Annotated in this window: 11 protein-coding genes; 1 reads left to right on the top strand and 10 read right to left on the bottom strand. The window is 72.8% G+C overall.

Annotated elements, in window-relative coordinates; translation table 11 throughout:
* Positions 1 to 12: 12 nt before the first annotated feature.
* The gene (locus OG883_RS11510) at positions 13 to 618 is read right to left on the bottom strand and encodes a DNA-binding response regulator (protein ID WP_266541437.1); all 606 of its coding nucleotides are present in this window, start codon (positions 616 to 618) and stop codon (positions 13 to 15) included.
* A 135-nt stretch (positions 619 to 753) separates the two neighbouring features.
* On the opposite strand from OG883_RS11510, the gene OG883_RS11505 reads away from it, so the two are divergent.
* Positions 754 to 1,953 carry a cytochrome P450 gene (locus OG883_RS11505; protein ID WP_266538625.1) on the top strand — a complete coding sequence of 400 codons (1,200 nt, stop codon included), beginning with the start codon at positions 754 to 756 and terminating at the stop codon, positions 1,951 to 1,953.
* A gap of 12 nt (positions 1,954 to 1,965) precedes the next feature.
* Here OG883_RS11505 and OG883_RS11500 read toward each other — a convergent pair whose 3' ends face one another.
* The 9 genes from OG883_RS11500 to OG883_RS11460 are packed head-to-tail and all read right to left on the bottom strand — an operon-like array spanning position 1,966 to position 12,618.
* Entirely contained in the window at positions 1,966 to 2,469 is a 504-nt protein-coding gene (locus tag OG883_RS11500) for a DUF4260 family protein (RefSeq protein WP_266538622.1), read from the bottom strand.
* A complete protein-coding gene (locus tag OG883_RS11495; RefSeq protein ID WP_266538616.1) occupies positions 2,466 to 3,584 on the bottom strand; it encodes an alpha/beta hydrolase in 1,119 nt (372 codons plus the stop codon). Before OG883_RS11495 ends, OG883_RS11500 begins: the two co-directional genes overlap by 4 nt.
* Positions 3,581 to 4,831: an FAD-dependent monooxygenase gene (locus OG883_RS11490; RefSeq protein WP_266538612.1), complete on the bottom strand. Its 1,251-nt coding sequence runs from the start codon at positions 4,829 to 4,831 to the stop codon at positions 3,581 to 3,583. The genes OG883_RS11495 and OG883_RS11490 overlap by 4 nt, the downstream gene beginning before the upstream one ends.
* Positions 4,828 to 5,694, bottom strand: a complete 867-nt coding sequence (locus OG883_RS11485; protein WP_266538609.1) for a 4'-phosphopantetheinyl transferase superfamily protein — start codon at positions 5,692 to 5,694, stop codon at positions 4,828 to 4,830. Before OG883_RS11485 ends, OG883_RS11490 begins: the two co-directional genes overlap by 4 nt.
* Entirely contained in the window at positions 5,591 to 6,442 is an 852-nt protein-coding gene (locus tag OG883_RS11480) for a 2-oxo acid dehydrogenase subunit E2 (protein ID WP_266538607.1), read from the bottom strand. Before OG883_RS11480 ends, OG883_RS11485 begins: the two co-directional genes overlap by 104 nt.
* Positions 6,439 to 6,666, bottom strand: a complete 228-nt coding sequence (locus OG883_RS11475) for a phosphopantetheine-binding protein (protein WP_266538604.1) — start codon at positions 6,664 to 6,666, stop codon at positions 6,439 to 6,441. Before OG883_RS11475 ends, OG883_RS11480 begins: the two co-directional genes overlap by 4 nt.
* The gene (locus OG883_RS11470) at positions 6,645 to 8,564 is read right to left on the bottom strand and encodes an HAD family hydrolase (protein ID WP_266538601.1); all 1,920 of its coding nucleotides are present in this window, start codon (positions 8,562 to 8,564) and stop codon (positions 6,645 to 6,647) included. The genes OG883_RS11475 and OG883_RS11470 overlap by 22 nt, the downstream gene beginning before the upstream one ends.
* A complete protein-coding gene (locus OG883_RS11465) occupies positions 8,561 to 9,634 on the bottom strand; it encodes a 3-oxoacyl-ACP synthase III family protein (protein ID WP_266538598.1) in 1,074 nt (357 codons plus the stop codon). The genes OG883_RS11470 and OG883_RS11465 overlap by 4 nt, the downstream gene beginning before the upstream one ends.
* Positions 9,631 to 12,618, bottom strand: coding sequence for a type I polyketide synthase (locus OG883_RS11460; protein WP_266538596.1), 2,988 nt, complete (start codon positions 12,616 to 12,618; stop codon positions 9,631 to 9,633). Before OG883_RS11460 ends, OG883_RS11465 begins: the two co-directional genes overlap by 4 nt.
* Positions 12,619 to 12,620 lie beyond the last annotated feature (2 nt).

Below are 12,620 nucleotides of genomic sequence, written 5' to 3'. Positions count from 1 at the left end.
ACGCAGGCCCCCTCAGAGCCAGCCCTGCTCCCTGGCGATGCGGATGGCGTCGACCCGGTTCCGCGCGCCCAGCTTGGTGACCACCATCGTCAGATAGTTCCGTACGGTGCCCACGGTCAGATAGAGCTGGGCTGCGATGTCCGGCGCCTCCGCGCCGTCCGCCGCCATCCGCAGCACCTCGGCCTCCCGGGCGGTGAGCGGATTGTCCCTCGCCGACCAGGCGTCCAGTGCGAGCTGGGGGTCGATCACCCGCTCGCCGGCGACCACGCGGCGTATCGCGTCGGCGAGCTGGCTCGGCGGCGCGTCCTTGAGGATGAAGCCCGACACTTGTGCCTCGAGCGCGCGGCGCAGATTTCCCGGCCGGCCGAGGCCGGTGAGGATCAGCGTCCGGCACTGCGGTCTCCGCGCGTGCACCTGGGCGGCGGCGGTCAGACCGTCGACTCCCGGCAGATCGATGTCGACGACCGCCACATCGGGAGAGTGTTCGAGAACCGCGGGGAGAATGCCGTCCCCCGAGCCGACGTCCGCCACGATCTCTATGTCACGTTCGAGGTTCAGCAAGGCGACCAGCGCGCCCCGGACCAGATGCATGTCCTCGGCCAGAACCACCCGAATGATGCGTGACGCTCCCCCTGACACCCGGCCCCTCCCCTGCACGCCTACCCCGTGTCGGCGGAAGGCGAGAATACCTCCCTCTGTGACTCTGGACACCCGCTCGACCACAACCCGAGCAGCAGGTCGGACGGTGTCGTCATGCCTCAGGAATCCGCCGTGCGCAGCTATCCGCCCCCTCGCCGCTCGGCGACCGAACTCCCCGAGGACTACGCGAGGCTGCGCAGTGAAGCCCCGGTGACGGAGGTCGTCATGCCGAGCGGCGACGGAGCGTACCTCTTCAGCCGCTACGACGATGTCCGTACGGTGCTCGCCGACGCCCGTTGCAGCAGGGCGGCGACGGTGCTGCCCGAGTCGCCGAAGCTCACCGCCGTGCCCTTCGACGCGGGCGGCCTGTTCACCATGGACCCGCCCGGGCACACCCGGCTGCGTTCACTCGTCTCGAGCGCCTTCACCGCCCGCCGTGTGGAGCTGCTGCGACCGCGCATCCAGGAGCTTGCGGACACTCTGCTGGAGGACATGGCGCAGGGGGGCGGGCCGGTCGACTTCAACGACGCCTTCGCGTTCCCCTATCCCGTCGCCGTCATCTGCGAGCTGCTGGGCGTGCCCTTCGCGGACCGGGAGATGTTCCGGGAGTGGTCCGACGCGGTCCTCTCGCTCACCGCGCACACCCCGGAGCAGATGCTGGAGCGCAAGCTGGCGCTCGTCGGCCATCTCCAGCAACTCGTCGCGGAGAAGCGCAAGCAGCCGGGTGACGATCTGCTCAGCGCGCTCGTCCGGGTCCGGGACGAGGAAGGACCGCTGACCGAACACGAGCTGATCACCATGGCGATGACGCTGCTGATCGCCGGGCACGAGACGACGGTCGGGGTGCTGGGGACCTCGGTGTTCACCCTGCTGCGGCACAACGGCGGCATGGGCCTCGTGCCGGACGAACCGGAGCAACTGGCGGCTGCCGTCGAGGAGTTGCTGCGGATCAACCCCATCGGGGACGGCGGCCCGCTCAGGGTCACCACGGCGGGGATCGAGGTGGCGGGCACCGCCGTTCCGGCGGGCAGCGCGGTGATCGGTGCGATCTGCTCCGCCAACCGGGACGAGAGCCGCTTCCCGGACCCGGACCGCTTCGAGCCGGGGCGGCGGGGCGCCCCGCATCTGGCCTTCGGGCACGGCCCGCACTACTGCCTGGGTGCGCCCCTGGCACGGGCCGAGCTGCAGATCGCACTGTCCGCGCTGGCCCGTCGCTTCCCGTCGCTGCGCCTTGCCGTGCCGGTGGAAGAGGTCCGGATGCGCACCGGGCTGCTCGTCAACCGGCTGGAGTCGCTGCCGGTGAACTGGTCCTGACAGGGCGGCAGTTCAGTAGCGCAGCCCGTCGGGCCTGCGGGGCCCGTACCCGAAGGCGCGGTCGACGGCGATGTGCCCGAGCCAGCCGAGCCCGGCCACGGCGGTGCGCCGGCTGCGGATGACGGCCGCGAGGGCGAGCAGCGCGGCGGGTACGGCGGGCGAGTGCAGCACGTTGTAGGGACGTACGGCGTAGGAGGGCAGGCGCTCGAAGCCGGGTGCGGCGGCGATGCCGTACAGCAGGGCGATGTCGGGGAGTAACGCCGTGGTCCATAGCACCCGGCTGCGGGCCCCGCCGATCCGTGCGCCGACGACGAGGGCGGCCGCGCCGACGACACCGCTGAGGGCCCGCCCGCAGGGGTGGTGGTAGCTCCAGCCCGGCGTCCTCTCCGCGATCGGGGCTCCACCCGGGGCCCCGCGCCCCGCTCTCCCCCGGACTCCGCCCGTGAAGTCGACGGGGTCCGTGAAGTCGAGGCGGTCCATGCGGTTCATCGGGTTGATGGGCTTCATGAGGTTCATACAGCCAGCCGTCCTCTCCGGCTCAGCAGGCGCTGCGTGCCGCTCGCAGCGGCCAGCAGGCCTCTGCGCACGGGATGCGCGCCCACCGCGCGGAGCGCGGCGCGGAGCAGCGCCACGCGCACCCGCGCGAGTTCGGCCGGAGCGCCGTGTTCGTCGTCGAGCAGCAGCACCTCCCGCAGGGCCGCCGGGTCACGCAGCAGCTCGCCCGTCTCGGTGAGCGGCACGATGTCGTCGCGCAGCGCCGCGGCGTACGTCACCGGGATGTGCAGCCGCCTCAACTCGCGCTCGCTCAGCGCCCATGCGCGTACCTCGTCGAAGACGTCGTCCCGCTTGCAGCCGATGAGGTGCGCGAGGGTGAGGACGGTGGTGTCCGGCACCCGGCGCTGCCAGTTCCCGTCGAGGAAGAAGTGGCGCAGCGGGGCACCCACCGTGGCCACGCCCCGGACCCGGTCGTCGACGAGGGCGGCGCGCAGGGCCAGATGACCGCCGAAGCTGAGGGCGATCGCGCTGGTCCGCCCGGTGTCGGCGCGGTCCGCCACCTGGTCGAGCACCGCACTGAGCATGCGGTGGCTGTCCGCGCGGTAGGGCAGGGTGTTCTCGCCCACCCCGGGCATCTCGGTCACGGCCAGCGCCACCCCGAGCGCGTCGGCACGCGCCAGGATCGGCGCCCACTGTTCCTTGACGCTGACGATGCCGCCCATGACGACGATCAGCGGGCGTGGTTCGCGGGCGGACAGCCCGGCTGTCCAGCAGGCGAAGCGGCCGTCGGGCAGGGAGAGTTCGAGCCGCTGGATGCCGCGCTGCTGCCGGCGCCACCGGTCGAAGGTCTCGACGCACCGCCGGCCGGCACGGATACGTACGGCGTCGCCGTCCGCGGCATACGGGAATCGGGCGAGGCCGTAGTGGCGGCACGCCTCCAGATGTCTGCCGCGCCCGGCGAGACCGTCCCCCGCACGGCTCCAGACCGTGGCCCAGGAGTCGCGGCCGTCCCCGTGCGCGACCGCCACCTTGGCCAGCAGTTCCCGGCACCGGGCGGGGGCGAGTCCCTGGGCACGGGCGTGCAGCCGCGCGTACCGGCGCAGCTCGTCCAGTGAGGGTCCTGGCCCCTCGCTCATGTCCGCTGCTCCGTTCTGCCGGGGCCGGCGGCCGGCTCGGAGCGCCGGCCGGGGAAGTAGGCGGGGGCGAGTACCCGGCGCTGCAGTGCGGGGCTCGCGTTCAGCGCGCGGTACACGGTGCGCCGCAGCGCGGCCGCCGGCGGTGCGGAGAGGCTGAACATCCGTTCCTGGCGCAGCTGCAGAGCGCGCGAGCGCCGTACCGCCCCTTCCCTCGACTGCTGGAAGGCGAGCACGGCGGCGGCCAGCGCTGCCGGGCGGCCGCCGCGAGGTGCTTCGAGGGCGCGGGCGAGCAGCGGGGCGAGGGCGACCGCGTCCGCCAGGGCGTGGTTGACGCCCTGGCCGAGGATGGGCGAGAGGGTGTGCGCGGCATCCCCGATCAGGACGACTCCGGGGGCCGACCAGCGCCGTACATCGGTGGTGAAGATGTCCAGGAGGGTGGTGTCGGACCAGCTGCGGATGCCCTCGGCCGCCTCCTTCTCCAGTTCCGGAGCGAGTTCGGCGAGCCGGGCGTGCAGCTGCCCCAGACCGCGTGAACGCAGTTCGCGCAGGCCGCCCTTGGGGATGTTGAGACCCACCCGCAGGGTGCCGTCGGTGCTGGGCAGGAAGAGACCGTGACGTCCGGAGCTGATCCGTACGCGATAGGCGCGCCGGTCCCAGGCAGCCGGGAAGGGCAGCCGCATCCAGATCACGTCCCGCTCGAGCGGGGTGCGCCGGGCGCCGTGGCCGGTGCCGGACAGGCGGCGTACGGAGCTGTAGCGGCCGTCCGCGCCGACGGTCACCTCGGCGCGTATCCCGACCGGCCCGTCGGGGGTCCTGGCGCGCACTCCGCGGACCATGCCGCCGTCCAGGAGCAGCTCGACCGCGGTGGCGGGTTCGAGGACGGTGCAGCCGCCGTGCTTCTCGGCGGCCTCGGCCAGCGCGGACAGCAGCACGGGCTGGGCGAGTTCCACGGGATGGCGGTAAGTGTACGGGAAGGTGTCGAAGCGGACGTCCAGGACACGCGCGCCCCCGTCGGCGATCTCCAGCCGGTGCACCTCGTGGGTGTGTTCCCGTACCTGCTCCAGGACGTCCAGTCCGGCGAGCAGACGCACCCCGTCGGGCGAGACGGACTCGCCGCGGAAGGCGCGGGCGCCGCCGGTGCGCTGCTCCAGCAGCACCACCCGGCGTCCCAGGCGTACCAGCGCGAGGGCCAGTGCCCGGCCGCCGGGCCCGCCTCCCACCACGCAGACCTCCGTGGTGATCGTCATTTCGGCGCCTCGTCCTGTCCGGTGTTCGCCAGCGCCTCCAGGAGGCCGGCGTCGAGCATGGTGGAGGCCGCGGTGTCGCTGGTGTCCCCGAAGCCCGCGTCGAACAGCGCCACGCTCACCGTGTACCGGCGGTCCACCAGGCAGGTGTGGAAGGTCCATTCGTCGCCGGTCCCCCGCGATCCGTCCGGTCTGAGGACCTGCACCCGGCGCTCCTGCGGCCCGAAGCCGAACTCGGTGAAACGGAACCGCATGCCCTGCCCGATCGCTTTGCTGTACGCCTCCTTCAGCGTCCAGAGCCGCACCAGTGCGCCGTTGCGCCGTTCGTCGGCGATCTGTGCGAGGGCATGACGCTCGTGCGGCGTACAGACCTGGTTCTCGGTGCCGAGTCCGAGCATCGGCCGGTCGCGGAGTTCGGCGTCCACACCGATCCAGCCCTTGCGGGTCAGCCCGACCAGCAGCAGCGTCTCGGTGTGGCTGAGGCTGATGTCGATCTGGTCGAGGCCGCGCAGGTAGGGGCGGCCGCCCGGCTTGTAGGCGAGCTCGACGCTCTGCGGGGAGGCTTCGATGACCGCGCACGCGACATGCTTGAGCAGCAGCCGGGACGCCACGAAACGGGACCGGATCTGATAGTGCGTCATGGCGGCGAAGCGGGGGTAGTCGCGGCCCAGCAGCGGGCGCAGCTCCGGCGCGTCCAGGTCGCCGGGCAGCCAGTCGTCGAGCTGGGCGTGGACGACCACGCTGCCGTACTCCCGTACCGCGTCACGGACCTGTTCCCAGGGTCCCTCGGGGCCGGTCACCCGTACGGGCCGGGCGAATCCCTGCTCCGTCGCGGGGTTCGCCACGGGTCCCGGAAAGATCACCATGCCAGTCCTCCAGCCGCTTCACCACTGCGTCGAGTACGTCCGCCGCGGCAGCTCCGTCGAGCACTCTGTGATCGAAGGTCAGCCCGAGGCGCATGACCGGCGCTGCCGCCACCCGCCCTCCACGCACCACGGCACGGTCGGCCACCCGCCCCGCGCAGAAGGTGACCGCCGTGCCGCCGTAGGAGTGGAAGACATCGACGGCACGGTGCCCCAGCGAGCTCACCGCGAAGGTGCCCAGCCGTCGGTCCCTGGTGCCCGGACTGCGTACTCCGAGCCGGAAGGCCAACTCCCCGAGGGGTGGCGGAAGCCGATTGAGCAGCCGCACCGCCGCGGCACCGGGAAGGTCGTACGGGTCGCTCTCGCGGCACAGGTCCACCACATCCTGGATGTCGGTCAGCGTCGCCGTGTCCATGCGCGGCAGTACGGCGGTGAGCACCACACGCTCGCCGCCCGTGGCCCTGCGGTCGAGGGCAAGCTTGGCCGCCACATGCGCCAGCGGCGCGGTGCGCGGCCACAGGCCGCCCCGTGCCATGGCCCGGGCCTGGGGGTGCAGGGCGACGACCCGCCCGGCGGCGTACAGCAGATAGCTCACGACCGAGAACCGCCGGCCCGCTTCGCGCCCTGCGGCCCGGTGCTCCTCGACGCGGGTCATGTCGACATCGGCGCCCAGATGTACGGGGGCTGCCGCGCGCGCCCAGTTCAGGAAGTAGCGCGTATGGCGCCTGGCCCGGTCCCCGGACATGGTCATGCCCCCACCGCTGCGGTCCAGATCTCGTCGAGGCTGCGCGCCTCGAGCACCTCGGCGACCGGCACCGGCCGGCCCAGCTCGCTCTCCAGCAGGGAGACCAGACGCAGCAGATGGACCGAGTCCCAGCAAGGGACCTCGGCCAGGTCGCGTGCCGCGTCGCCGGGCTCCAGATCGGTGCCCAGATGTTCGTTGGCGAGAGAGATCAGATCGACGACGGTATGCATTCCTCCACCTCCTGGACCGGGACGAGCGACAGACGCAGTCGCACATGGGGCGGGACGGGCGGGACGCGCGTGAGGGCATGGCGGTAGCGGATCCCGCCGCGGTCGTCCCCGCCGGCGGCAACGAAACCGTGCGACGCACAGAACGCACGCTGCGCCTCGTTGGCCGCGGTCGGACGCCACAGCGCGTGCACCGCGGGCAGGCCGGCCTCCCGGGCAGCGTGCAACAGCCCGGCCAGTACGGCGTCCTCGATCCCCCGGCCCAGCACCCGGCAGCTGACGACCATGTTCTCCAGATGCAGTCCCGCGCCGTCCCTGCGGCCGAAGACCGCGCCGACCACTCCGTCGTCCCCGAACCGGTCGGCGGCACGCACCGCGAGCACGAGCGCGTCCGGATCCCGGTCGAGGTGCCGGATCTGCGCGACGGTCAGCCGCGCCCCCGTGAGGTTGAACCGGTTGGTACGCAAGCTCAACTGGGCGATCCTGGCGGTCTCATGGTCCTGCGCGGGTCCGGCGTCCACCGAGATGTCCAGGCTCCGCAGGAAGCTCTCGTAGTCCTTCGCGGCCGCCTGCTGCCTCGCACGCTGTTCGCGTTCCCGGTAGTGCGCGGCCCGTACCCGGTCCTCCTCGGTGACGGACGGGACGTCGAACCAGCCGTCGGCCAGCAGCCGTTCCGTGTGGTGGGCGGGCTCGCCGTCCAGGGGCACGACGGCCGCACCCGGCACCGCAGCCCGTACGACCTCCCGCTCGAAGGCACTGTCGTCGGCGAAGACGACGGCCGACGGCGAGATGCCGAGTCCGGCCGCGATGGTGCGGACCCCTTCCGCCTTGGAGCCCCAGTCGGCGACGACAAAGACGAAGTCCCTCGTGCTCAACGGCCAGTCGGGGTGGGCGGCCAGGGCGCGCGCGACCGGCTCCGGGTCGTTCTTGCTGCACACGGCGAGCAGCACACCCTGGGAGGCAAGCTGTTCGACGGTCCGCCGGAATCCGGCGAAGGCTCCCGCGCGCAGTGAGTCCGCGGCCCGTACCCGCTCCGGTCCCTCCTCGGCGAGGATCCCGTCCCACAAGGTGCCGTCGAGGTCGAGTACCAGGCATTTCTTGGCGTCGCCGCGCTGCGCCCGGACGAGGTGCACGGCTTCACGGGCGTACCCGGCGAGCAGCTCGGCGGTGCAGTGGGCGTCGGCGTACGCACCCAGTCGCGGATCGTCGGCGCGCACCCCGGCGGAGGTCAGCGGTTCCAGGTCGAGTACGGCCACACCCGCCGCCGGATCGGACATCCGCAGCAGGTCGGCGCCGAACTCCCGCCAGACGGCGCCTAGTTCGGCGCGCTGCGCGAGGCCGGTCAGCTGGTGGGTGAACCGGCGCAGCAGCGGCACGGTGTTCAGCACGAAAGTGGCTCCGGCCGGGGCGTGCGCCGCATGGGAGGCGGCGAGCTCGGCCAGCAGCAGCCGCTGCCGCTCCGCCTCCAGCGCGACGTCGTACGGCTGCCAGGGGGGCCGTATCCGGTCCCACACGGTCAGCGGGTCCAGTACGCACAGGGTGAGTTCGGGCCGGTGTGCGTACAGCGCGGACGCCGGGTCGGCCAGGTCCTGGACATAGCTGCCGTTGCCGGCCGCGTACGGGATGAGCAGCAGTCCGTGCCGGGCGGCCTGGGCGGTGAGGGCCGGAACGAGACCGGCCGTGGTGGAGCGCCCGGTCACCGCGGTCCGCAGGGCCGGGGTGGCGGGGTGGGCGGTGAGCACCTCGGAGGGGCTCAGCCGGGCGAGCAGACGTCCGGCGAAGTCGAGTTCCTCGTCGCCGAGCCGGGCGAGCAGCGCCGGGATCCGTGGGTAGGCGTCGATCAGCCGGCCCGCCGTGTGCAGGGCTCGCAGCTCCCGCTGTGCTTCGCCTCGCGCGCTCATCCGCTCGCCTCCACTGCGAAGCCGGCCTTGATCCATTTGCTGGACTCGATCGCGATGCCGACCGCGCGCCCTCCTGCCTCCAGCCGGGGCAGCAGCCGCTCCAGCTGGAAGAAGACGAGCGCGTTTCCGTTGTTTCCGGTCTCCGCGACACAGGAGACCTCATCCCACTCGAGGCCCTGCCGCAGCCCCCTCGTGATGCGCTCGGTCATCCGGCCGCTGAGCTGTGGCGGAAGGACATGGCCCAGGCTCTCGGCGGGCCAGCCGAGCGAGTCGAGGAGAGTGTCGAGCACCTCCTGGGCCATGACGGGCACCAGCGCCTCGATGGCCTTGTAGTCCTCCACGACGGCGGGCCGTCCGGAGTGACGGTCGGCCTGTCCGAACCACTCGACGCGCTGACCGGGTGCCCGGCCGAGGCCGCTGAGCCAGTGATCTGCCCTGGTGAGCCGGGCCCGCGCGGCGCCCGGTGCGCGGCTGAGGACGGCCGCTCCCGCGCCGTCCCCGAACAGCACGTAGTTGACCAGTTGGGAGGGCGGCAGTTCCCGGAAGTTCTGCCGCAGGTCGAGGTGTTTGCTGCAGACGTCGCCGCCCACCACCAGGCCCACCGGGGGCCGGCCGCGCGCGCCGTGCGCGAGCAGTGACGAGGCGAGCGCCATGGCCTGTACGGCACCGGTGCAGCCGGACTGGAGCTGGTAGACGGGCACTCCGTCGATACCGAGCCGGTCCGCCACCAGCGCGGCCGTGGTCGGCATCAGGGCGTCCGGGGTGGCGGTGGCCACGACGATGAACGCCACGTCGTCGGGGTCCGCTCCGGCGTCGGCGAGCGCCCGGTCGGCGGCGTCGGTGCACAGGTCCTCCAGCGTCCAGCGCACTGATCCTCCGTCGAGGTCGACGGCGAAGTGCCGGGTTCTGGTGCCGATGAACCCCTCCACCCACTCCGGGGTGATGCCGAGCCACCGGGAGAGCGCGGCGTTGTCGACGGGGTCCCCGGGCAGGGCGGTGCCCACACCGGCCAGCCCGATGCCGCTGTCGTGGCCGGCCGGCCACGACAGCGCGCCGCCGCGCGCGTTCACCGGGCCTCACCCTGTGAGAGCGGTCCCGCCCGCCCCGCCGGCCCGCTCTTCGCCGGTTCCGCGGGCGCCCGGGGAAGGCGCAGCAGCTGCTCGCTCAGATATCCGATCAGCGATTCGACGCTGACCAGGCTGGAGAGCATCTCCGGCATGGACAGTTCCCCGACCTGCGGGAAGCAGACCTCCAGCCGGTACTTGAGCTCCATCAGCATCACCGAGTCGAAGCCGAGGTCGTCGTAGAAGCGCAGGGTGTCGTCGAGTTCGTCGTGGCGCCCGCCCCTGACCGTGGCGACGGCCTCGCGCACTGCCTGGCGCACCCGGTCCGGCGCGGGGACGGCCACCATGGCTGCCCTCGTACCGGCGGGCGGGCCGGCCGGCTGCGGGGCGGCGGCGTTGGGCTGCTGGTGCCAGGACCGCCACTCTGTCGAGAAGACATGGGCGGGCATCCGAACGGCCCGTTTCCCGGCGTCCGGGTAGAAGGTCTCCCATGCGGGGTCGAGACCGTCCTGGTGGAGCCTGGCGAGGAGTTCGCCGAGCTCCCGCGGCCCGGAGTCCTCGTTGCGGCAGACGCCGAGGGCGGGGATGTCCCGCGCGGCACCGATCCGCCGGATCAAAGGGCCGAGCACCGGCTTCGGGCCGATCTCGACCACATGGGTGGGCGGCAGGCAGCACAGCGAGGTGACGGCGTCCTCGAACCGTACGGTCGCCGAAATGTGCTCCGTCCAGTAGGCGGCGTCCAGCTCCTCGCCCGGTGCCAGCAGTCTGCCGCGTACGGTCGAGTGGAACGGCAGGCGCGGCCGGCCGCCGGGGATCCGTGCCGCGACCCGCTCGAAGCGGCCCAGCATGGGTGTCATCAGCGGCGAGTGGAAGGCGTGCGAGACCCGCAGCGGGGTGCAGGCCAGGCCGCGCTCCTCCAGCCGGGCGCGGATCCGGTCGAGGGCGGCGAGATCGCCCGAGAGCACGGTGGCGCCGGGGCCGTTGAGCGCGCCGATGCCGACCGTGGGCTCTTCGGCGACGAGGGCGGCGACTTCGGCGGGGCGGGCCCGGGTGGCCAGCATCCCGCCGCCTTCGGGCAGTTGCTGCATGAAGGCGGCGCGTACGGCGACGAGCCTGGCCGCGTCCGCCAGGTCCAGCGCCTCGGCGACGACGGCCGCCGCGAACTCCCCGATGCTGTGCCCGACGACCGCCGCGGGCCGTACTCCGAGCTCCATCAGTGTGCGGGCCAGGGCGTACTGCACGGCGAACAGGGCGGGCTGGGTGGTGCCGGTGCGGTGGACGGCCGGGTCCCCGGCGAGGATCGCCTCGTGGACGGGGGTGACCGTGTACGGCTGCAGCGCCTTGGAGGCCTCTTCGAGGAAGGTCCGGTACACGGTGGAGCCCGCGTAGAGCCCGGCGGTCATCCGCGGGTACTGGGCACCCTGACCGGTGAACGCGAAGGCCAGGACAGGTTCTTCGGCCGCCCGCGGGAACTCGGTCGCCAGCTCCGCCCCGGCGAACAGCCGGGACGCCAGCTCCTCGGGCCCGTCCGCGGCGATGGCGAAGCGGTACGGCAGGGCGGCCCGCGAGCGGTTGCTGGTCCAGCACAGCCGGGCGAGCTCCTCACGGGTGCGGCCCGCGACGTCCACGGCCTGCAGCCGCAGGTTGCGGCGCAGCGCCGTGGGGGTGTCGGCGGACAGGGTGAACACCCCGACGGACGGCCCGGGTTCGGCCGACGGTGGCTCTGTCTGCGGAGCCGTACCCACCACGACGTGGGCATTGGTGCCGCCCATGCCGAAACTGGAGACGCCCGCGCGGCAGCCGTCCGCGGGCAGCACGAGCGGCTCGGTGATCAGCTCCATGGAGCGGCGGGACAGTCCGAGCCGCGGGTTCTCCCCTCCGCACGACGGTCCTGCCGGTACGACGCCGTGCCGCAGCGCCAGTACGGTCTTGATCAGTCCGGCCATTCCGGCCGCGCCCTCGGTGTGCCCGATCATGCTCTTGACCGCGCCGATCGCCAGAGGCCACTGCCGTACGCCCTGTTCGTCGCGGAACACATCGCCCAGCGACAGCACTTCGATCTGGTCGCCGAGCGGGGTGCCGGTGCCATGGGCCTCGATGAAGCGGATGTCGTGGGGTGCCACGCCGGCCCGGCGGCAGGCGTTGGCGATCACCTCGCGCTGGGATGCGCGGTGCGGGGCCATGATGCCGTTGCTGCGGCCGTCCTGGTTGACCGCGCTGCCGTGGATCACCGCGAGGATCCGGTCACCGTCGCGCACCGCGTCCTCGAGCAGGCGCAGCGCCACCACACCGACGCCCTCGCCACGTCCGATACCGTCCGCCGCGGCGGAGAACGGCTTGCACCGTCCGTCGGGGGCGGCGAGCCCGGCCTGGGCGTAGATCTCGTCGAGCACCCGGCCGAGGATGATGTTGACGCCGCCGGCGAGCGCGAGGTCGCACTCCCCGGCCCGCAGGGCGGCGCAGGCCAGGTGCACGGCAACCAGCGACGAGGAGCACGCGGTGTCCACGGTGAGGCTGGGGCCGCGCAGATCGAGCTGGTAGGCGATGCGGTTGGCCAGCATGGAGCGTCCGCTGCCGGTGCCGGTGCGCGGGGTCACCCCGTCGGGCGCGGCGATGCTGAGCCGCGTCCAGTCGTCGGACATGGAGCCCACATAGGTGCCCACACCGCCGCCCGCGAGGCGGGTCGGGGAGATACCGGCGTCCTCGAGGGCCCGCCAGGAGCATTCGAGCAGCAGCCTCTGCTGCGGGTCCATGGCCCTCGCCTCGGCGGCGGGGACACCGAAGAAGGAGCGGTCGAAGGCGTCGGCGTCGCTCAGGAAGCCGCCGGGTACGGCCGGTGCGCCGCCGCGCGAGGCGGGGCGTTCACCGATCGCGTGCGCCCCGCTCATCAGCAGCTTCCAGTACTCCTGTGGTCCTTGCGCGCCGGGGAATCTGCAGTCCAGACCCACCACCGCGACCGGTTGCCCGGACGGGCCCGAGGGACGGCCCATGG

This window comes from Streptomyces sp. NBC_01142, assembly GCF_026341125.1.
GTDB lineage: Bacteria > Actinomycetota > Actinomycetes > Streptomycetales > Streptomycetaceae > Streptomyces.
Note: the sequence above shows the minus strand (reverse complement) of the source record. Positions and strands in the feature narration are given on the sequence as shown.

Excerpts from the sequence above, each read along its gene's own strand:
- OG883_RS11505 (WP_266538625.1), top strand. The coding sequence starts at position 754 with ATGCCTCAGGAATCCGCCGTGCGCAGCTATCCGCCCCCTCGCCGCTCG.
- OG883_RS11500 (WP_266538622.1), bottom strand. The coding sequence starts at position 2,469 with ATGAACCTCATGAAGCCCATCAACCCGATGAACCGCATGGACCGCCTC.
- OG883_RS11495 (WP_266538616.1), bottom strand. The coding sequence starts at position 3,584 with ATGAGCGAGGGGCCAGGACCCTCACTGGACGAGCTGCGCCGGTACGCG.
- OG883_RS11490 (WP_266538612.1), bottom strand. The coding sequence starts at position 4,831 with ATGACGATCACCACGGAGGTCTGCGTGGTGGGAGGCGGGCCCGGCGGC.
- OG883_RS11485 (WP_266538609.1), bottom strand. The coding sequence starts at position 5,694 with ATGGTGATCTTTCCGGGACCCGTGGCGAACCCCGCGACGGAGCAGGGA.
- OG883_RS11480 (WP_266538607.1), bottom strand. The coding sequence starts at position 6,442 with ATGACCATGTCCGGGGACCGGGCCAGGCGCCATACGCGCTACTTCCTG.
- OG883_RS11475 (WP_266538604.1), bottom strand. The coding sequence starts at position 6,666 with ATGCATACCGTCGTCGATCTGATCTCTCTCGCCAACGAACATCTGGGC.
- OG883_RS11470 (WP_266538601.1), bottom strand. The coding sequence starts at position 8,564 with ATGAGCGCGCGAGGCGAAGCACAGCGGGAGCTGCGAGCCCTGCACACG.
- OG883_RS11460 (WP_266538596.1), bottom strand. The coding sequence starts at position 12,618 with ATGGGCCGTCCCTCGGGCCCGTCCGGGCAACCGGTCGCGGTGGTGGGT.